General features: G+C 57.2%; 21 protein-coding genes and 1 tRNA gene. 19 read left to right on the forward strand and 3 right to left on the reverse strand.

The annotated features are described in order from the left end of the window. The first annotated feature begins 2 nt into the window (after positions 1-2). The 19 genes from R6U90_RS11765 to R6U90_RS11855 all read left to right on the forward strand — a co-directional run bounded on the left by R6U90_RS11765 (position 3) and on the right by R6U90_RS11855 (position 14,288). A complete protein-coding gene (locus R6U90_RS11765; protein WP_410352886.1) occupies positions 3-812 on the forward strand; it encodes a Stp1/IreP family PP2C-type Ser/Thr phosphatase in 810 nt (269 codons plus the stop codon). 22 nt (positions 813-834) lie between these two features. After that, positions 835-1,485: an FHA domain-containing protein gene (locus tag R6U90_RS11770; protein WP_410352887.1), complete on the forward strand. Its 651-nt coding sequence runs from the start codon at positions 835-837 to the stop codon at positions 1,483-1,485. Positions 1,486-1,500: 15 nt separating this feature from the next. Next, positions 1,501-1,860: an FHA domain-containing protein gene (locus R6U90_RS11775; RefSeq protein WP_410352888.1), complete on the forward strand. Its 360-nt coding sequence runs from the start codon at positions 1,501-1,503 to the stop codon at positions 1,858-1,860. A gap of 143 nt (positions 1,861-2,003) precedes the next feature. Continuing rightward, positions 2,004-2,753: a YebC/PmpR family DNA-binding transcriptional regulator gene (locus tag R6U90_RS11780; RefSeq protein WP_410352889.1), complete on the forward strand. Its 750-nt coding sequence runs from the start codon at positions 2,004-2,006 to the stop codon at positions 2,751-2,753. Between the two features lie 190 nt (positions 2,754-2,943). Further along, complete coding sequence (gene ruvC, locus R6U90_RS11785; RefSeq protein ID WP_410352890.1) at positions 2,944-3,483, forward strand: crossover junction endodeoxyribonuclease RuvC; 540 nt, start codon at positions 2,944-2,946, stop codon at positions 3,481-3,483. Positions 3,484-3,524: 41 nt separating this feature from the next. After that, entirely contained in the window at positions 3,525-4,139 is a 615-nt protein-coding gene (ruvA, locus tag R6U90_RS11790) for a Holliday junction branch migration protein RuvA (protein ID WP_410352891.1), read from the forward strand. Positions 4,140-4,175: 36 nt separating this feature from the next. Further along, on the forward strand, positions 4,176-5,234 hold the full coding sequence (gene ruvB / locus R6U90_RS11795; RefSeq protein WP_410352892.1) for a Holliday junction branch migration DNA helicase RuvB: 1,059 nt from the start codon (positions 4,176-4,178) through the stop codon (positions 5,232-5,234). A gap of 177 nt (positions 5,235-5,411) precedes the next feature. Then, positions 5,412-5,816, forward strand: a complete 405-nt coding sequence (gene ybgC / locus R6U90_RS11800; protein WP_410352893.1) for a tol-pal system-associated acyl-CoA thioesterase — start codon at positions 5,412-5,414, stop codon at positions 5,814-5,816. 162 nt (positions 5,817-5,978) lie between these two features. Further along, positions 5,979-6,656: a protein TolQ gene (gene tolQ / locus R6U90_RS11805; RefSeq protein WP_410352894.1), complete on the forward strand. Its 678-nt coding sequence runs from the start codon at positions 5,979-5,981 to the stop codon at positions 6,654-6,656. A 2-nt stretch (positions 6,657-6,658) separates the two neighbouring features. Beyond that, entirely contained in the window at positions 6,659-7,099 is a 441-nt protein-coding gene (gene tolR / locus R6U90_RS11810; protein WP_410352895.1) for a protein TolR, read from the forward strand. A gap of 2 nt (positions 7,100-7,101) precedes the next feature. Further along, positions 7,102-8,022, forward strand: a complete 921-nt coding sequence (gene tolA, locus R6U90_RS11815; protein ID WP_410352896.1) for a cell envelope integrity protein TolA — start codon at positions 7,102-7,104, stop codon at positions 8,020-8,022. Next, on the forward strand, positions 8,022-9,341 hold the full coding sequence (gene tolB / locus R6U90_RS11820; RefSeq protein WP_410352897.1) for a Tol-Pal system beta propeller repeat protein TolB: 1,320 nt from the start codon (positions 8,022-8,024) through the stop codon (positions 9,339-9,341). Before tolA ends, tolB begins: the two co-directional genes overlap by 1 nt. Positions 9,342-9,366: 25 nt before the next feature. Then, positions 9,367-9,918, forward strand: a complete 552-nt coding sequence (gene pal, locus R6U90_RS11825) for a peptidoglycan-associated lipoprotein Pal (RefSeq protein ID WP_410352898.1) — start codon at positions 9,367-9,369, stop codon at positions 9,916-9,918. A gap of 1 nt (position 9,919) precedes the next feature. Next, on the forward strand, positions 9,920-10,765 hold the full coding sequence (gene ybgF / locus R6U90_RS11830; protein WP_410352899.1) for a tol-pal system protein YbgF: 846 nt from the start codon (positions 9,920-9,922) through the stop codon (positions 10,763-10,765). After that, the gene (gene queE, locus R6U90_RS11835) at positions 10,766-11,434 is read left to right on the forward strand and encodes a 7-carboxy-7-deazaguanine synthase QueE (RefSeq protein WP_410352900.1); all 669 of its coding nucleotides are present in this window, start codon (positions 10,766-10,768) and stop codon (positions 11,432-11,434) included. It abuts the gene before it with no gap. 56 nt (positions 11,435-11,490) lie between these two features. Beyond that, on the forward strand, positions 11,491-11,874 hold the full coding sequence (locus R6U90_RS11840) for a GxxExxY protein (RefSeq protein ID WP_410352901.1): 384 nt from the start codon (positions 11,491-11,493) through the stop codon (positions 11,872-11,874). A gap of 83 nt (positions 11,875-11,957) precedes the next feature. Continuing rightward, positions 11,958-12,641, forward strand: coding sequence for a 7-cyano-7-deazaguanine synthase QueC (queC, locus tag R6U90_RS11845; protein ID WP_410352902.1), 684 nt, complete (start codon positions 11,958-11,960; stop codon positions 12,639-12,641). Positions 12,642-12,841: 200 nt separating this feature from the next. After that, the gene (locus tag R6U90_RS11850) at positions 12,842-14,104 is read left to right on the forward strand and encodes a YeeE/YedE family protein (protein ID WP_410352903.1); all 1,263 of its coding nucleotides are present in this window, start codon (positions 12,842-12,844) and stop codon (positions 14,102-14,104) included. 108 nt (positions 14,105-14,212) lie between these two features. Then, positions 14,213-14,288 (forward strand) — tRNA-Lys (locus tag R6U90_RS11855). 610 nt (positions 14,289-14,898) lie between these two features. Here R6U90_RS11855 and R6U90_RS11860 read toward each other — a convergent pair. From R6U90_RS11860 to soxZ, 3 genes are all read right to left on the reverse strand, one after another. Further along, the gene (locus R6U90_RS11860) at positions 14,899-16,845 is read right to left on the reverse strand and encodes an SLC13 family permease (protein ID WP_410352904.1); all 1,947 of its coding nucleotides are present in this window, start codon (positions 16,843-16,845) and stop codon (positions 14,899-14,901) included. Between the two features lie 400 nt (positions 16,846-17,245). Beyond that, on the reverse strand, positions 17,246-18,142 hold the full coding sequence (soxA, locus tag R6U90_RS11865; protein ID WP_410352905.1) for a sulfur oxidation c-type cytochrome SoxA: 897 nt from the start codon (positions 18,140-18,142) through the stop codon (positions 17,246-17,248). Between the two features lie 42 nt (positions 18,143-18,184). After that, on the reverse strand, positions 18,185-18,499 hold the full coding sequence (soxZ, locus tag R6U90_RS11870) for a thiosulfate oxidation carrier complex protein SoxZ (RefSeq protein WP_410352906.1): 315 nt from the start codon (positions 18,497-18,499) through the stop codon (positions 18,185-18,187). Positions 18,500-18,556 lie beyond the last annotated feature (57 nt).

Genomic DNA, 18,556 nt, shown 5'->3' on the forward strand with positions numbered 1-18,556 from the left:
CAATGTTGGGTGATTCGGCGAAACTGGTTATCTACGGCGTCTCGGACGTCGGCCAGATGCGTGAACATAATGAGGACCACATTGCCTGGGACAAGGACATGGGGCTGGTGATCGTGGCTGACGGGATGGGGGGGCATAACGCGGGTGAAGTAGCCAGCGAAATTGCCGTCAACAGCATCCAGGAGGTGCTGCGCGATGTGCTGGATCCGGAGATGCAGGTCAGCGACAGCATTGATTTGCGTGATGCGGTGCGCGAGGCCATTACCTATGCCAATGACGAGATTAATCGACAGGCCAGGGAGAACTTCGCTTATAATGGGATGGGTACGACCATCGTCCTGAACCTGTTCCAGGGCGATCGGGTTATCAGTGCCCACGTGGGGGATTCCCGCGCTTACCGGTTGCGGGATGACAAACTCGAGCAAATCACTACCGACCATTCCCTGGTGCAGGAAATGGTGGATAATGGCTATCTGAGCCAGGAAGAGGCCCAGTTGTCGGCCAGCCGTAATCTGATTACCCGGGCGCTGGGAATTGCCGATACCGTCGAGGTGGACGTCAATGAAGAGAAGGTGGCCCACGGCGATATGTATCTCATGTGCACTGACGGGCTGACCGACCTGGTCAATGACGACGAGATTATCAGCCTGCTGCGGGACTACCGCTCCGAAACTGCTGGCTGTAATCTTGAAGGGGCAACACAGGCTCTTGTCGGGCTTGCAAACGACAAGGGCGGCAAGGACAATATTTCGGTAGTGATGGTATGCCTGCAACAGGCCTTTTCCGATTCCATCGGTTTAGAAGACGATTAATCCTGAGCGGAGCTCTATGGTAATGGCAAGAATCATATTGACCCACAACGGCGCGGTCGTGAAGGAATATCCGCTGAGTAAGGAACGGATGACTGTCGGGCGCAAGCCCAGTAACGATGTACAGCTGGACGATCCCACCGTCAGCGGTAACCATGCTGCTTTTCTGATGCTGCAGCATGCCTATATCGAGGACCTGAACAGCACCAACGGGATATTGCTTAATGGCAAGAAGGTCAGCAAGCGACAGCTCAATCACGGCGATGTCGTGCGCATCGGCCGTCATGAATTCAAGTACGTGGATGACAACGCCGAGGATTTCGAAAGCACCGTCATTATTTCCGCGGATGGGGGCTCGTCCGGCAAATCGTCCGCTTCCGCGCAGCCCTCGACACCGCCGCCCAAGAGCTACCAGGTGACCGTGCTCTCCGGTACCAAGTCGGGCGAAAGTCTGCCATTAACCAAGCCGTATACCACCCTGGGCACGCCCGGCTCGCAAATGGCGGTCATCGCCCGGCGCGGTCAGAACTACTTTTTAATGCGCATGAGCGGCAGCGGCACAGCCAGCCAGCCGCCGGTGATTAACGGGCAACCACTGAAAAGCGAAAGCCAGCAGCTCAATCCCGGCGATGTCGTCGAAGTGTCCAATACCCGGATGCGCTTCGAAGAGGTCTGAACAACGGAACCCCCTATGCCGGCCAAACTGTTACTCAAACATGAAGGACTGACGCTGAGCAGTTATGCATTCGATAAAAAGGAAATGCATATCGGCCGTCAGGCCGGCAACGATATCCAGCTGGATGATCCGGCTGTCAGTGGTCGCCATGCCCGGCTGGTCCTCAAGCCGAATGATTATCTGGAAAACTATTACGACGTGTACCTGGAAGACCTGGGCAGCACCAACGGCACCATCGTCAATGACAGCAAGATCCTTCGGCAAATGCTCAAGCACGGCGACATCATCCGCATCGGCAGCCACGAATTCACCTTTGACAGTGGTGCCGACGACGAACACTACGAGCAGACTGCCATCTATCTCCCCGATAGTTAATAGTTCTGAGTTCTGAGTTCTGAGTTCTGAGTCCTAAGTCCCTGGCTCTTGGCCCTGGCCCCTGGTATCTAGCCCCTGATTCCCGCACACATTAATGCTAAGATCGCCGCTATCGAAAGTTAACGGAACATCACGAGGTACCCATGGCCGGACACAGTAAATGGGCCAATATCCGTCATCGCAAGGCCGCGCAGGATGCCCGTCGCGGCAAGCTGTTCACCAAACTGATTCGCGAGATCACTGTCTCCGCCCGGGAAGGAGGTGGCGACCCGGAGACCAACCCGCGACTGCGCACGGCCATCGACAAGGCGCTGTCGTCGAATATGACCAAGGACACCATCGAGCGGGCGGTGAAACGTGGCAGCGGCGATCAGGACGGTGCCAATTATGAAGAGGTCCGTTATGAAGGTTATGGCCCCGGCGGGGTCGCGATCATGGCCGATTGCCTGACGGACAACCGTAACCGAACCGTCTCGGAGGTGCGTCATGCCTTTACCAAGAACGGCGGCAATCTCGGGACTGACGGTTCGGTGGCCTATCTGTTTTCCAAACTGGGTACGTTGAGTTTTCCTCCCGGCAGTGATGAGGACGCCCTCATGGAAGCGGCCCTGGAGGCGGGCGCCGAGGATGTGGTCACCAACGAGGATGGCAGCATCGAAGTGACGACCACCCCGGAAGATTTTCTCGACGTCAAACGCGCCATGCAGGCGGCGGGGCTGGAGCCGGAAATGGCGGAAGTGACTATGCGCGCCGCGACCAGTGTCGATCTGCCACTTGCAGAGGCCGAACAGGTAATGAAACTGGTGGACATGCTCGAAGACCAGGACGATGTGCAGAACGTCTACACCAACGCCGACTTTTCCGACGACGTCCTCGAACAACTCGGCCAGTGACCTGGTGTAATTTTGAATGTTGAATTCTAAATTTTTGAATTGCAGTTTCAAGCTTCATTCAAAATTCAACATTAAAAATCAAAATTATTCGAGCGCCTCTGCGTTAAAAGCCCGCCTTTGTGCTGCCATTGACCTCGAGTCTGCCTGAAAAGCCGTTTTCTCCGCTGTCGGTATCCTGTACTCTTTTTGAATGACACGCATTCTGGGCATTGATCCCGGTTCCCGATTGACCGGTTTTGGCATCATCGAGATGCAGGGTTCGCGCGCCCTGTGGATCAGTAGTGGGTGTATACGCACCGCCGACGGTACGCTGGATACCCGCCTCAAGACCATTTGCCAGGGACTCGAAGCCCTGCTCGAGGAACATCGCCCCGATGAGGTGGCGGTCGAGCAGGTGTTCATGCATCGCAATGCCGATTCCGCGCTCAAGCTGGGCCAGGCCCGGGGAGCGGCGATCAGCACGGTAGCGCTGCGCTCCCTGCCGATGAGCGAATACAGCCCGACCGAAATCAAAAAAGCCATTGTCGGCAAGGGCAGTGCCGCCAAGGCGCAGGTCCAGCATATGGTTCAGCATTTGCTTGGCCTCAACAAATTGCCCCAGGAAGACGCCGCCGATGCGCTGGCCGTGGCGTTGTGTCATGCCCATCTGCGCCAGAGCATGCAACAAATAGCGCCCCGGTTGCCGGCGGGGGTGCGCCGCTTGCGGCGAAGAACAGGTCCCAGGCGCTAGTCGCCAGGTACTGGAAACTGACTATCGATGAGGATTGAGCTTTGATCGGGCGTATTCAGGGGATACTGGTCAGCAAGCAGCCGCCGCAGTTGCTGGTGGATGTGCACGGGGTGGGCTATGAGATCGAGGCCCCCATGTCGACCTTTTATCAGTTGCCGGAGGTGAACCAGCCGGTAACCCTGCAGACCCATCTGGTGGTGCGCGAGGATGCGCAGCAGCTGTACGGGTTTGCCAGCGAGCAGGAGCGACGCCTGTTCCGCAGCCTGATCCGGGTGAACGGCGTCGGGGCCAAGCTGGCTCTGGCGATTCTCTCGGGGATGAGCGCCGGCGAATTTGCCCGCTGCGTGCACGATAATGACAGCCGCAGTCTGGTCCAGCTGCCCGGGGTAGGCAAAAAGACCGCCGAGCGGCTGATCATGGAAATGCGCGATCGGCTGGCCGACTGGGAGGACGAGGAGCTGGCGGCCACGCCGCCGGCCGGGGGCATGGCTCCGGCGGCCGGCTCGCAGGAGGCCGACCGTGAGGCGGTCAGCGCCCTGATTGCCCTGGGCTACAAGCCCCAGGAGGCCAGTCGCATGGTCCAGTCGGTGGACAGCGAGGGGCGAAACAGTGAAGATATTATCCGCGCCGCTCTAAAAGCGGCGGTAAGTGGTTGATATTATAATTATTTCAAAACAGGCACCTGAAACTCGATGATTGAAAACGATCGCCTGATTGCCGCCCATCAGCAGGGTGCCGAAGATGCCCTGGATCGGGCCATCCGGCCGGCCCGGCTGGCCGATTACGTGGGCCAGGCTGTGGTGCGCGAGCAGATGGGGATTTTCATCGAGGCGGCGCGCAACCGCGGCGAGTCACTGGATCATGTGCTGATCTTCGGTCCCCCCGGCCTGGGCAAGACCACGCTCTCGCACATTATCGCCAACGAGCTGGGGGTGAACATGAAGCACTCCGCCGGGCCCGTTCTGGAACGCCCCGGCGATCTGGCGGCGCTGCTGACCAATCTGGAACCCCACGATGTCCTGTTCCTTGATGAAATCCATCGTCTGAGTCCCGTGGTTGAGGAGATCCTCTATCCGGCCATGGAAGATTACCAGATCGACATTATGATCGGTGAGGGGCCGGCGGCCCGCTCCATCAAACTGGATTTGCCGCCCTTTACCCTGGTCGGCGCCACTACCCGTGCTGGTCTGCTGACCTCCCCTTTGCGGGATCGCTTCGGTATTGTGCAACGCCTGGAGTTTTACAGCCCGGAAGATCTCTTGCGTATCGTGCGTCGCTCCGCGCAGATTCTCGAGGTGGAGATTGAGGATGAGGGGGCACTGGAGATTGCCCGTCGCTCCCGCGGCACACCGCGAATTACCAACCGGTTGCTGCGCCGCGTACGTGACTACGCCCAGGTCAAATCGGACGGGCGCATCAGCGCGGCTGTGGCTCACGAGGCGCTGGATATGCTGGATGTGGACAACCACGGTTTTGACATGATGGATCGCAAACTGCTGCTGACCATCATCGAGAAATTCGGCGGCGGGCCGGTGGGCATTGACAACCTGGCTGCCGCCATCGGCGAGGAACGGGGCACTATCGAGGACGTGCTCGAGCCCTATCTGATTCAACAGGGCTTTATGATGCGCACCCCGCGCGGGCGCATAGCAACCCGCCATGCCTATCTCCACTTCGGCCTGCCCGCGCCAAGCACCGAACCCACGGCCGCCTCACTGGACCTGTTCGATACATCAGAAACTGATAAATGACTCTCGCAGAGACGCCAAGCTCGCAAAGGTTTGCAAAATAAAATAGCGGTCGATATGCATGTATTGTGTTCCCCTTAATTTATCATTGGCGGACAAAACGCTTAGATCGTTTTTTGTTTGTAATCTTTGCGCCTTTGCGCCTCTGCGAGAGGTATCTGCAAGCCGGGGTTGTGAAGCGTGAACGAGTTCCTGTGGCCGGTGCGGGTTTATTATGAAGATACGGATGCCGGTGGGGTGGTGTATTACGCCAATTACCTCAAGTTCATGGAACGGGCCCGTACCGAGTGGCTGCGCACGCTGGGTTTCGAGCAGGATGAACTCATTGCGCAACACAATGTCCTATTTGCGGTACGCCGGGTCACGGTCGATTATCGTCAGCCGGCCCGGTTTAACGACAAGCTGGTGGTCAGTGCCCGCGTGGCGGAAGCCGGCAAGGCCAGTCTGACGTTCGCGCAGACCATCCATCGGGAAACGGACAATGTCCTGTTGTGTGATGGCGAAGTCAAAATTGCCAGCCTCGATGCGCTAACGTTCAGGCCTTGCGCGATTCCGGAGGAGCTGCAACAAAAGCTGGTCGTTTGACGGCCGGTCCATGAAGGCCTCTGTCAATCACCGGGAAGGCGCCTGTTGTTCAGAATACATCTTTCGGTGCTGTTGGTGATTATCGAATACGTCTTTTCATTGTGATGCAGTCAAAATTACCAGGCTTATAACAACAAATAGAGGAAATTCCCGTTGCCGGAAATGTCGATTACCCACTTGATTTTCGAAGCCAGCCTGGTTGTGCAGCTGGTCATGTTGTTGTTGCTGGTCGTCTCGATACTTTCCTGGACGCTTATATTTTTCAAATATGCGGTCATCAAGCGAGCACGGTCTGCCGCCGATCAGTTTGAACGGCGTTTCTGGTCCGGGGTCGATCTGGGCGATCTGTACAAGCGACTCTCCAGCCGACGCGCCCGTCTGGAGGGAATGGAGCTGATCTTCGAGTCCGGTTTTCGTGAATTTGCGCAGCTGCGCAAAAATCGCAATGTGGATTCGTCGGCCGCAATTGAAGGCGCCCAGCGGGCTATGCGGGTGGCCCTGAATCGTGAGATCGATCGTCTGGAAAATCATCTCTCCTTTCTGGCTACCGTGGGTTCCACCAGCCCCTATGTCGGCCTGTTCGGAACGGTCTGGGGCATTATGCATTCGTTCATGGGGCTGGGCGCGGTCAAGCAGGCGACCATTGCTACCGTGGCACCAGGTATTGCCGAGGCGTTGATCGCTACGGCAATGGGATTGTTTGCGGCGATTCCGGCCGTAGTTGCTTATAACCGTTATTCCAATGATGTGGAACGATTGATCAGTAAATACGATATTTTTGCTGAAGAGTTCTCCAGCATCCTGCAACGGCAGACCCATTCCGGTAGCGGGACGGAATAGTCATGAAAGTCACCAGCGGGCGAGTCAAGCGCAAGCGCATGTCGGAGATCAATGTGGTGCCCTACATTGATGTTATGCTGGTGCTCTTGATCATCTTTATGGTGACGGCTCCCTTGCTGAGCCAGGGGGTCGAAGTCAGTCTGCCCGAGTCGAGTGCGAAAACCCTGGATGAGACCGAGGAAGAACCGCTGGTCGTGTCGGTGAACCGGGACGGGGACTACTTTCTCAATCTCGGTGAGCAGACCGATACCCCGCTGGATCGTGATGCGCTGGTACAGCGGATCAGGGCTGTCTTATCCCGACGCACCGATAAAACCGTGTATATCAAGGGGGACCGGGAGGCCCGTTACGGTCAGGTGGTGGCTATGATGGCATTATTGCAGGAATCAGGGGTCCGGGATCTGGGACTGGTGACCCGCTCACCGGATGATGCTGACAGCTGATCATGTGGCAAATCATCAAATCGTACCCGCTGGCGGCGCTGGCTGCAGTCATGGTGCATGTGCTGTTGATACTGATTGTGATGATCAATATCGACTGGCCCTCGGACGAGGCCAGCCCCGGCAAGGAATCTGAAGTCGAGGTCATTGAAGCCAGGGCGGTCAGCGAACAGCAACTGGCCGAGAGGGAACAACGCATTCGCGAGGCCGAACGTCAGCAACGTGAGGCGGCACTGGCCCGGGAACGGGAGCGCAAACGTCAGGCCGAGCTGAAAAAACAGCGCGAGGCCGAAGAGAAAAAGCGTCGCGAGGAGGCGGCCCGCAGGCAACGCGAAGCGGAGATGAAAAAGCAGCGCGAGGCCGAAGAGAAAAAGCGTCAGGAAGAGGCGGCCCGCAGGCAACGTGAAGCGGAGCTGAAAAAGCAGCGCGAGGCCGAAGAGAAAAAGCGCCGCGAAGAAGCGGCTCATAAACAACGTGAAGCGGAAGAACAACGCCGGCGCGAAGAAGAAGCAGCACGTCAACAACGCGAGGCCGAACAGCGTCGTGAACAGGCGCGGGCGGAACAGGCACAGCAGGAAAAGCTGGCGGCCGAAGCCGAAGCGCAGGCCCGGCGCGAACAGCGGGCGGGTCGCGAGGATGAGATCAATCAGTATAAAAACCAGATCAAGCAACGCATCACGCGCGAATGGCGCATTCCTGCCACGGCCCACAGTAGCATGCGTTGTGAAATTATGGTGAGATTGTTCCCGGGTGGCGAGGTGCGCCAGATCGATATTGTGCGCAGCAGCGGTGACGCCACGTTCGACCGCTCGGTGGAAGATGCGGTGCGCAGAGCCTCGCCCCTGCCGGTGCCGGATGTGGAGTCGGGGCTGTTCGATGAGTTCCGGGAGCTGAAATTTTCATTTGAACCGAAGCATAAACGCTGATGATGTGGATAAAACGCCTTGGTCTGTTGCCCCTGTTATGGTTGCTGGTCAGCCTGCCGGCACAGGCTGTACTGAATATCGAGATTACCCAGGGACTGGACGATGCCATGCCGATCGCGGTGGTGCCTTTTGCCTGGGAGGGCGAAGGAGAGGCGCCGGCGGCGGTCGGCGACATTATCGCCGCGGATCTGCGTCGGAGCGGATTCTTCCGGCCACTGGCCGAAGACGATCTGATCGCCCGGCCGCATCGCGCGGGCCAGGTCGATTATGCCGACTGGCGGGCGCTCAAGGTCGACCATCTGGTGGTCGGTCGGGTGCTGCCGCGCGAGGATGGCGATTATACCGTGCAATTCCAGTTGCTGGATGTGAATCGCCGGCGACAGCTGGCCGGCTACAGTCTGCGCGCGAGCAAGTCGGAGTTGCGGCGCACGGCGCATCAGATCAGCGATATTATCTATGCCGAGATCACCGGCAAGCCCGGCGCGTTCGATACTTTTATTGCCTATATTACCGTGACCGGCGATCGGAGTGACCGACCGACCTATCAGCTGGCGATTGCCGATTCCGACGGCCATAACGAGCAGATTATCTATCAGTCCCGGCAGCCGATCATGTCACCCGCCTGGTCACCGGACGGGCGGCACCTGGTGTTTGTCTCCTTCGCACGGGGACGTTCGGAGATCTATATCCAGAATATTCAGAGCGGTGAACGACAGCGGATTGCGGCCTTTGAAGGGCTTAACAGTGCGCCGGCCTGGTCGCCCGATGGCAAATATCTGGCCATGACGCTGTCGCGTGATGGTAACCCGGAAATCTACCTGATGAATTTCCAAACCCGGGCTCTGGAGCGCATCACCCGCAATTACGCCATCGATACCGAACCGACCTGGTTGCCCGATGGCCGCGGACTGGTGTTTACCTCGGATCGGGGAGGCTCGCCGCAGATTTATCGGCTGGCGCTGGATAAAGATCGGCGCGCGAGCGGGCGTCCCGAGCGCCTGACCTTCGAGGGCCGTTACAACGCCCGCGCCTCGGTGTCGCCGAACGGGCGCTATATCGCCATGGTCCATCGCCAGCAGGGCCAGTTCCGCATTGCCCTCCAGGACCGTGAGAGCGGCCTGTTCCGCGTGCTGACCGATTCTCGGCTGGATGAGTCGCCCAGCTTTGCCCCAAATGGTAGTATGATTATCTACGCCACTGAGGAGAATTACCGGGGGGTTCTCTCCGCTGTTTCGGTGGATGGGCGTGCCCAGCAACGCTTGAGCCTGCAACAGGGCGATGTCCGCGAACCGGCCTGGTCGCCGTTGCGGCCCGAATAATAACGGGGAGTCAAAGGAGAAAATAATGCGCCAGTTTCTGACCTATCTCGTGCTGACAGTCTTTGTGCTGGCTCTGGGCGGTTGCCGCTTCGGCCCGGTCAAAGATCGAGGCGATGATGTCACTGATCCGGCCAGCCAAGAAGAGCCCCGGCAGGAAACCATGCAAGGTGGCGATCTCAGCTTTTCCGGCGACCTGGGCAGCGGGGCCCGGATGGAAGAGCTGAATGATCCCGACAGCCCGCTTTCCAAACGGGTGCTCTATTTTGATTTTGACAGCAGCAAGGTGACCGAAGAGCAACGCGAGATCATCGATGCTCACGCAGCTTTTTTGAGCCGTAATCCCGATGTCAGCGTGGTACTGGAAGGCCATGCCGACGAACGTGGCACTCGCGAATACAATCTGGCGCTGGGCGAGCGCCGCGCCAAGGCGGTGGAACAACTGCTCCAGGTTCAGGGAGTTGCGGCTGACCAGATCCAGGTTATCAGCTTTGGTGAAGAGCGCCCGGTCGCGCTGGATCATAACGAGTCGGCCTGGCGTCTGAATCGTCGGGTTGAAATTCTCTATTCAGGTTACTGATATGGTCTGTCGCCTGATCCGTTTTTTGATTGTTTTTCTGGCGCTGGCTTTGCCGGCGCCGTGGCTTGCCGCGCAGGACAATTCCTCGATAGAGCAGCGCCTGGAACGGCTGGAACGGGTGGTCGAGAGTCAGGGCCTGGCGGATATCCTGATGCGTCTGAACAGCCTGGAGGCCGAGGTGCGCGAGTTGCGCGGCCTCAGCGAAGAGCAGGCGCATACCATCGAAGAGCTGAAAAAACGTCAGCGTGAGCTGTATATCGATCTCGATCGACGTCTGTTGCAACTGGAACGGGGCGCGGCAAACTCCTCACGTGAGCCGGATAACGGCGAGTCCGGCTCAACCTCCGGGCAATCCGAGCGGCACGTTGCCGGAGGCAAGCCGACGGGCAACGCTCTCGGTGCGCGGGATCGGCAACCGGCTTCGCAACAGCAAGCCGTACCCAGGTCGGTGGATAAGAGCGAGCAGGAAGCCTATCAGGAAGCCTTTAACCTGCTGCGGGAGCTGGAGTACGACAAAGCCATCGCCGCCTTCGAAAAATTCCTGCAGAACTATCCCGACGGGCGCTATGCGCATATTGCCCGTTACTGGCTGGGTGAGGCCAATTACGCGCGACGCAATTTCAAACAGGCAATTCATCATTATCAGAATCTGATCGACCGTTATCCCGACAGTCCCAAGGTGGCCGAAGCCATGCTGAAGATTGGCTACAGCCATAATCAGCTTGAAGCTTATAAAGCGGCGCGCGATGTGCTCGAAAAACTGATCGCCAGTCATCCCGGCACCACCGAAGCCAGCCAGGCCCGTAACCTGTTGCAAAAAATCCGCGCCAGATCGGGCGACGGGTAAATGTCACAGAGCCAGGTCAATGCCGCCGGCGATCGTTTGCGTATCACCGAGATTTTCTATTCCCTGCAGGGCGAGGCCCGCAATGTCGGTTTGCCGACGGTGTTTATTCGCCTGACCGGTTGTCCCCTGCGCTGCGGTTATTGCGATACCAGCTATGCCTTCAGCGGCGGACAATGGTACAGCCTGGCGGAGATACTGACCGAGGTGAGCCATTATCCGACCTTGCAAATTACCGTGACCGGCGGAGAGCCCCTGGCGCAGAAAAACTGTCCGACCCTGCTCACGCAACTGTGCGATCGTGGTTATAACGTCAGCCTGGAAACCTCCGGCGCACTGGATGTCTGCCAGCTTGATCCGCGGGTGATCAAGGTGATGGATCTTAAAACCCCATCTTCCGGCGAGCTGGACAAGAACCTGTACACCAATCTCGATTGTCTGAAGCCACAAGACCAGGTGAAATTTGTCATCGGCGATCGGGTTGATTACGACTGGGCTGTGGAACAGCTGGATCACTACAAACTGGCCGAACGCTGTGAAGTATTGTTCTCACCGGTGTTCGAGACCCTCAAGCCGGTGGAGCTGGCTGACTGGATCGTCCAGGATCAGCTTCCCGTGCGCTTTCAGCTGCAACTGCATAAACTCCTGTGGGGCGACGAACCGGGGCGCTAGAATTATATAATCTCTCGCAGAGGCGCGAAGACGCAGAGTACACCAAGGAGGGTGATATGAATGAAAATGAGATCGGCAAAATAATTATAAATACGGCGTTTAACATTCATCGCGATATTGGCCCGGGATTGCTTGAGACAGTATATGAAGTAATTCTAGCCAGTGAATTGCACCAGCAAGGCCTACAGGTTGATAGACAAGTTCCAATCGCAATTGAGTATCGTGGAGTTTGTTTTGATGAGGGTTTTCGCGCTGATCTCATCGTCGAGAATAAAGTCATAATTGAATTAAAATGTATCGAAAACCTGAATAACGCACATAAAAAACAGCTGCTTACCTATTTGCGTATGGCTGATAAGAAACTGGGTTACTTGCTAAACTTTAGTGAAGCGTTGATGAAAAGCGGTATTGTGCGGGTTGTCAATCATCTTGCTGAGTAGTCTCTAACAAAGTTAATCTTGATTGAAATAATATAAATGCTTTACTCCGCGTCTTTGCGAGAGATAATTTAGAGAAACTGTATATGCAAACGGTGGGAAAAGCTGTGGTGCTGGTGTCGGGCGGGCTGGATTCAGCGACGGCGCTGGCGATGGCCCTGGAGGAGGGGTATGCCTGTTATGCCATCAGTTTCGATTACGGGCAGCGTCATAAATGTGAACTGGAAGCGGCGCAGCAGGTGGCTCGATCGCTCGGGGTGGTTGAGCACAAGCTGATGCAATTGAACATGGACGACCTGGGCGGTTCGGCGCTGACCGACGATGCCATTGATGTCCCTGAGGGGGGCGTCGGGGAGGGCATTCCGGTTACCTATGTACCGGCCCGCAACACGGTGTTTCTCTCCCTGGCTCTGGGCTGGGCCGAAGTGCTGGATGCCGAAGCGATCTTTGTCGGTGTCAACGCGATCGATTACTCCGGTTACCCTGATTGCCGGCCCGAATATCTCGCCGCCTATCAGCAAATGGCCAATCTGGCTACGCGCCGGGGCGTGGAGGGCCGGCCAATCCGGATCGAGGCGCCCCTGGTTCACCTGAGCAAGGCGGAGATTATTCGCGAAGGGACGCACCTCGGGATCGATTACGGCCTGACCACCTCCTGTTATTCCCCCGATGTGCAATGCCGTGCCTGTGGCCGTTGTGATGCCTGCCGTTTGCGCCTGGCAGGCTTCGAGGCTGCCGGGATTCCGGACCCGACCGGCTACCAGTCCTGATTCTCATAAAAATCATTCACTTATATTGGTGCATAATGCACCGGCGAAGATCTGCGGGATTGTGAAACTGGTCACTTTCAGGGGAAGTCCGTACAATGCCGCCATCTGGTCGGATTTGTGCGGAGGAGGTACCGGTCAGGCCTGGGCGCCCTGCGGGCGAGATTATAAATAATTATGCGTAATTCGAGAGGGGTTGTGTCATGACATTCGAAAACTTTGCTGATGCGCACTGGACGATTCTGTGGCTGGGTTTTGCTGTAGCCTTCGTCATGGGTGCGGTCGTCAATAAAACCAATTTCTGTACCATGGGTTCGGTTTCCGACATGGTCAACATGGGCGATAGCGGGCGTTTTCGCTCCTGGGTGCTGGCGTTTACTGTGGCAATGCTTGGCGTGGCGATTATCGAGGGGATCGGGCTGATCAGCGTCGATCAAACCATCCCGCCTTATCGTTCCAGCAACTTTGCCTGGCTCGAATACATCCTGGGCGGCATCCTGTTCGGCATCGGTATGACCTATGGCAGCGGTTGTGGCAGCAAGACCCTCATCCGGATCGGTGGCGGTAATATCAAGTCCATTATTGTCTTCCTCGCCATCGCCGTCTGTGCCTATTTCATGCTCAACCCCTTCCCGGGCAGTGATCAAACCATCTATTCGCTGGTGTTCTACCACTGGACCAGCCCGACAAGCATCTCACTCGCTTCCCAGCAGGATCTGGGCAGCCTGCTCGGCCGGGTCTTCGGGACCGAAGCGGCCGCCACCCGGGTGGTGGTCGGACTGGTGCTGGTCGCCTTACTGGCCTGGCTCCTGTTCAAATCCGCGGATTTTCGCAAAAGTTTCGACAACATCCTGGGCGGGGCCGTGGTGGGCCTGGCGGTCCTGGCGGCCTGGTACATAACCGATGCCGCCGTCATTGATGTCAGCGGCGAGACCTTCACCTGGACGGAATACGCCGACTCCGGCAACTGGAGCTTCATGGAAGAAGGCAATCCGCCGCGCTCGGTCGGGACCCAGTCCTATACTTTCATTAATCCCGTCGGACAGACGCTGGGTTATGCCTCCGAGGGCTTTGCCAGCCGTTACCTGACGTTTGGTGTGATGGCTGTTTTTGGTGTGATTCTCGGCTCCCTGTTCTGGGCCCTGTTGAGTAAAGCCTTCCGCGTGGAGTGGTTCGTTAATATTCGTGACTTCCTTAACCACGTCATCGGCGGGGCGTTGATGGGGATCGGCGGTGTGCTGGCCCTGGGTTGCACCGTCGGCCAGGGGATTACCGGCATCTCCACGCTTGCCCTCGGTTCCTTCCTGGCCTTCGGCGGTATCGTGCTGGGTAGTGCCATGACCATGAAGATCCAGTATTACAAGATGGTTTACGAAGATGAAGCCAGCTTTGGCAAGGCCTTTGTTACTGCACTGGTAGACTTCAAACTGTTGCCCGGGAGCATGCGTAAACTGGACGCCATCTGACGACGGCCGATTGACTCACCGGGGACGGGGTTGTCATTCCCGGTGAGTCGGGTAAAATGCGCGCTTCCTGTCACATCCGGCCCTCACAGGGCCGGTGACAGCTTCTTCGGGACGTTAGCTCAGTTGGTAGAGCATCCGGCTTTTAACCGGCTGGTCGAAGGTTCGAGTCCTTCACGTCCCACCAAATCAGGGGCTGCCCGAAAGGGTAGCCCCTTTTTCTTGTCTTCTTGAAATGCTCCTGGCCCTTCGTTGATTTGCAGGAGCTGGTTTCCAGATACTCGCTGCCAGGCTAATACTGAGTGCTGAGTGCTGAGTGCTGAGTGCTGAGTGCCGGGTTCTGAGGGCACGTGGGTAGCTTGCAGTTGGCAGCCAATGCGGGTGTCTTTGAGCCTTCGTGGTGAGGTTTCAAGCCTTGTCATTCCTCTCCGGTTTGTAGGATCGGATCCCGAAGGGAAAGTCACGCAGCCCTCGCCAGCGTGGCCCGGGTGGACCACACTTATCTTACTGTCATGCCGGCACAAAAAAGCATGCCCCGGCAAGCTCCAGGCCGGGGCCGGCATCCAGTCTTGAATCGGGGGCAGTGCGTTGGATTCCGGCTCAAGGCCGGAATGACGGTGAATATCTCGTGATCTCTGGGGTGCGGCATTCAGGTAAATATATTACCTCTGGCAGAGACGCGAAGCCGCAGAGAAAATAACTGATTATTTTTCTCTGCGGCGCGGCGCTGGGAGAGATTGGCTGCGAACTGCCAACAACTTATCCCTCAGCCCTTAGACTCAGCACTCAGCACTTTTTCAGAACACCAGATTGAGCATCGGGATCGAGACCAGCAGGAACAGCACAGTCATGATGCCGCCGGCGCGCATGAAGTCGGGCACACGGTAGCCACCCGGCCCCATGATCAGGGCATTAACCTGATGGGTCGGGATTAAAAAGGCATTGGACGTAGCGATGGCGACGGTCAGAGCGAATACTGCCGGATCCGCGCCGGCGCCGACCGCAATGTTCACGGCCAGCGGTACAAGCAACACAGTGGCACCGACATTCGACATCACCAGGCTAAAGAGGGTTGCCAGAACCGCAATGGCCGTTTGCAGCACCCAGGTGGGTACGTCGCCCATCAGGTTCAGGGTCTGTTCGGCGATCCACGCCGCGGTGCCGGAATTTTCCACTGCCGTCCCCAGCGGAATCAGGCTGGCCAGCAGAAACACGGTTTTCCAGCTCACCGCCCGATAAGCTTCATCCATGTTCAACACACCGGTGAGGATCATGCCGACCGCACCGGTCAGCAGGGCGATGGAGAGACGCAAATCCGAGAATATGACCAGACCTACCGCGATACCGAAACACAGCAGCGCAGGCCACAGTTTATGCGGACGCATTTCTTCATGCGGGTACTCGGTAGTCACCACGACAAAGTTGCGATGGTCCTTTGCTAGCCGGGCCAGATCGGACCAGGTAGTGTGAACCAGCAGGGTGTCCCCGGCGCGCAGGGGAGTGTTACGTACTCCGCCGACTTCATAATTGACGCTTTCCCCGCCACGATGGATAGCCAGCAGTGACAGCCCGTAGGTTTTACGCAGTGACATCTCCCGTGCTGTCTTTCCAACCAGATTGGAGCCGGGTGGCAAAACGATTTCTGCAATCCCCGATTTGCCGGCGGAGAGAATCTCCGCAAAGGTATCCAGATCCGGCTGGATCTCCAGCTGATTGGATTCGGCGAGCTGGCTTATCATTTGCTCTGAAGCCAGAATACCGAGCCGGGTTCCGGCAGTGATCCCGATGGAGCGATCAATACTGTCCGCCCCGACCCGTATACCATCGCCGATGTCCGCGCATACGACACGAACATGGTGTTCGACTTCAAGATCGTCAATCGGAGTATTTTCCAGCGGGCTCCCGGCCGGGATGCTGACTTCAAAAAAACGGTAACCGTGCAATCCATAGGTTTCGTTGAAATACTCCATGGTATTGGCGGGTTCGACGCCTTCGGTCTCGCGCACCGGCAGCACGAAACGCCCGGCAATGATGAAATAGAGGATGCCGGTGGCGATCAGCGCCAGCCCGATAGGGGTGATGGAAAACAGTCCGAAGGTCTCCATCTGCTGATCGGCGGGCAGGGATTGATTGGAGGTCAATAGCAGATCATTGAGCAGAATCACGGGGCTGGAGCCGACCATGGTCACGGTGCCGCCCAGAATCGCACAGAATCCCATCGGCATCAGCAGACGGGACATAGGCAAGTTGGTGCGCGCCGAAATGCGGCTGACCACCGGCAGGAACAGGGCGGCGGCGCCCACGTTCTGCATAAAGCTGGAAATGACACCGACCGTGCCGGAAATCAGGGGCATAATCCGTTTTTCGCTGCTGCCGCCGATCTTGAGAATAAAGCCCGCCACACGGGTCATCAGACCGGTCTTGTCGAGACCGGCGCCGATGATCATCACGGCAATAATGGAAATGACCGCATTACTGCCAAAGCCGAGAAACAGGTTTTTCGGATCCACCAGTGGCTGGCTCAGGCCCAGGCCAGGTGCTATGAGTCCGGTCAGTCCCAGCAGCACCATAATCGATATCGCGGTGACATCCACCGGCACGATCTCGAATACAAACAGATAAATGGTCAGCAGCAAAATCGCCATCACCCAGGCGATCTCGGTGCTCGGGACGGTAAAGCTGAGCGCTAACCCGGCGAGGAAGAACAGGGCCAGAGCCACGAGACGCTTGCTGAGAGTCGACATGCCGGATAAAACCCTCTTGTCGCAGTGAGATGATGGGTTATTCGCAGACAGGCGGTATTGGCGCTACGGGCCAGCCGGTCGGAAGCGTTGGTATTATGCCTGATTCGCGACAGGCATCAAAGTTGGTCGGCGAGTAGATAGCCGGCAGATAATAGACGGCAGTCGGCAGTCGGTCCAGGCGACGGGTCAAGGTACATCTTACTGTCATGCCAGTGCAAAAAAGCATACCCCGGCAAGTTCCAGGCCGGGGTCGGCATCCCGTCTTGAACGAGGGCAGTGCGCTGGATTCCGGCTCAAGGCCGGAATGACGGTACATGTCTCGTGACTCAGAACCCAGCACTCAGCACAAAAAAAGCCCGGCAGAGCCGGGCTTTTCTTTTCGCGGTATGTTGCTTGCCGCTTACTGGCGGATAGCCGGACCGTTCAGGCGGATACCGTTGCTCATATAAGTATGGAAATACTCCAGAGCCACGTATTCCGGATGTTGAGTTCCGGTCTTGTAGTTGTTGCCATCCTTGTACTTGTTCAGCGGCAGGGCACGGACCTGCTTGTTGCAGCCGCTGTAACGACGCTGGATGGTACCGAAGCCTTTCACGCCGGTTTCATCTCCCTTGGCCCACTTGCGGCGCCATACCGGGAAGTGCGAGGTATGACCCAGTCCGGCGCTGAGCAGGTTACCGCGTGCCATCATGCCGCTGTTGTAGACGTGGCAATCGGCACAGGCCATATTCAACTGACCGCGCTTGGCGTAGAAGTGCTCCTTGCCTTTATCGTAGGCGGCCAGAGCGCGGTTGTCGTCCGGAACAACCACGTTCTGCTTCTCACCCCGGGAGGTATAGGCCATGTAGGCGGCGATGGCAGCAAAGTTACCCTTGAAGAAACTCAGTTTCTCGGCCTTCAGGTCGATGTCCTTACGCTTCAGGCAGGCCATCAGGTCGCCTTCCAGGGTCCGTACGGTGCCGGACTTCTTGTCGAAGTAGGGATAGTGCTGCTTGATGCCCTTGCCGCCGTTCTTGAAACAGCTGGCCAGGCCATATTTTTCAAACATGGCACGTCCCTTGTTAACGCCGTCTTCATAGGAAGGGAATTCTTCCATCATCCGCCATTCGTCACGACGAACCTTGTCCAGGGCATAAATCCCGTCACTGTAGTCCTGCAGCTTGATGCCGGGAAACTTCTTGTAGAAGTACTGGCGGAATTCGTTCAGATCTTTTTCCGGATCGGTTTTGGCGACCGCCGTGGCGGAGGCACCACCCAGAACCGAAAGCGCTGTCATAGCGATTATCAGTTTTCTCATTGTTATAAACTCCTGTCATCCGGTTGTGGATTGACTTGTTGATTACTTGATCTGGGTCGTCAGGGAGTCTTTCTGTCCCTTGTTGTCGACCCAGCTGATGGAGACGTCGTCGCCGGATTTGCCACCCGTGAACTGGTAAGACAGATACGGGTTCTTGGAGACGGCCGGTCCCCACTGCGCCAGCAGGGTTTCAGTGCCATTATGGGTGCAGCTCACTTCCTGGATGAAGTGGGCGGGGATTTTCTTGCCGGTTTTCTCGTCTTTGCGCAAACCGGTTTCCATAACGTGCGTAATCAACGCTTTGACCGTGACGGTATCCCCCTTGAGGGTCGCCCGGGCTCGAATAGTACTCGCCATAATTAAAATCCTCTTGACTGAATTCGTGTGAGTTCGGGCTTAACCGCCGCAACCGCC

The sequence above is a fragment of the Thiohalophilus sp. genome (assembly GCF_046483665.1).
GTDB lineage: Bacteria > Pseudomonadota > Gammaproteobacteria > UBA6429 > Thiohalophilaceae > Thiohalophilus.

Bases quoted from the DNA above. Each gene is read 5' to 3' on its own strand.
- R6U90_RS11765 (WP_410352886.1), top strand. From the start codon at position 3: ATGTTGGGTGATTCGGCGAAACTGGTTATCTACGGCGTCTCGGACGTC.
- R6U90_RS11770 (WP_410352887.1), top strand. From the start codon at position 835: ATGGCAAGAATCATATTGACCCACAACGGCGCGGTCGTGAAGGAATAT.
- R6U90_RS11775 (WP_410352888.1), top strand. From the start codon at position 1,501: ATGCCGGCCAAACTGTTACTCAAACATGAAGGACTGACGCTGAGCAGT.
- R6U90_RS11780 (WP_410352889.1), top strand. From the start codon at position 2,004: ATGGCCGGACACAGTAAATGGGCCAATATCCGTCATCGCAAGGCCGCG.
- ruvC (WP_410352890.1), top strand. From the start codon at position 2,944: ATGACACGCATTCTGGGCATTGATCCCGGTTCCCGATTGACCGGTTTT.
- ruvB (WP_410352892.1), top strand. From the start codon at position 4,176: ATGATTGAAAACGATCGCCTGATTGCCGCCCATCAGCAGGGTGCCGAA.
- tolQ (WP_410352894.1), top strand. From the start codon at position 5,979: ATGTCGATTACCCACTTGATTTTCGAAGCCAGCCTGGTTGTGCAGCTG.
- tolR (WP_410352895.1), top strand. From the start codon at position 6,659: ATGAAAGTCACCAGCGGGCGAGTCAAGCGCAAGCGCATGTCGGAGATC.
- tolA (WP_410352896.1), top strand. From the start codon at position 7,102: ATGTGGCAAATCATCAAATCGTACCCGCTGGCGGCGCTGGCTGCAGTC.
- tolB (WP_410352897.1), top strand. From the start codon at position 8,022: ATGATGTGGATAAAACGCCTTGGTCTGTTGCCCCTGTTATGGTTGCTG.
- pal (WP_410352898.1), top strand. From the start codon at position 9,367: ATGCGCCAGTTTCTGACCTATCTCGTGCTGACAGTCTTTGTGCTGGCT.
- ybgF (WP_410352899.1), top strand. From the start codon at position 9,920: ATGGTCTGTCGCCTGATCCGTTTTTTGATTGTTTTTCTGGCGCTGGCT.
- queE (WP_410352900.1), top strand. From the start codon at position 10,766: ATGTCACAGAGCCAGGTCAATGCCGCCGGCGATCGTTTGCGTATCACC.
- R6U90_RS11840 (WP_410352901.1), top strand. From the start codon at position 11,491: ATGAATGAAAATGAGATCGGCAAAATAATTATAAATACGGCGTTTAAC.
- queC (WP_410352902.1), top strand. From the start codon at position 11,958: ATGCAAACGGTGGGAAAAGCTGTGGTGCTGGTGTCGGGCGGGCTGGAT.
- R6U90_RS11850 (WP_410352903.1), top strand. From the start codon at position 12,842: ATGACATTCGAAAACTTTGCTGATGCGCACTGGACGATTCTGTGGCTG.
- R6U90_RS11860 (WP_410352904.1), bottom strand. From the start codon at position 16,845: ATGTCGACTCTCAGCAAGCGTCTCGTGGCTCTGGCCCTGTTCTTCCTC.
- soxA (WP_410352905.1), bottom strand. From the start codon at position 18,142: ATGAGAAAACTGATAATCGCTATGACAGCGCTTTCGGTTCTGGGTGGT.
- soxZ (WP_410352906.1), bottom strand. From the start codon at position 18,499: ATGGCGAGTACTATTCGAGCCCGGGCGACCCTCAAGGGGGATACCGTC.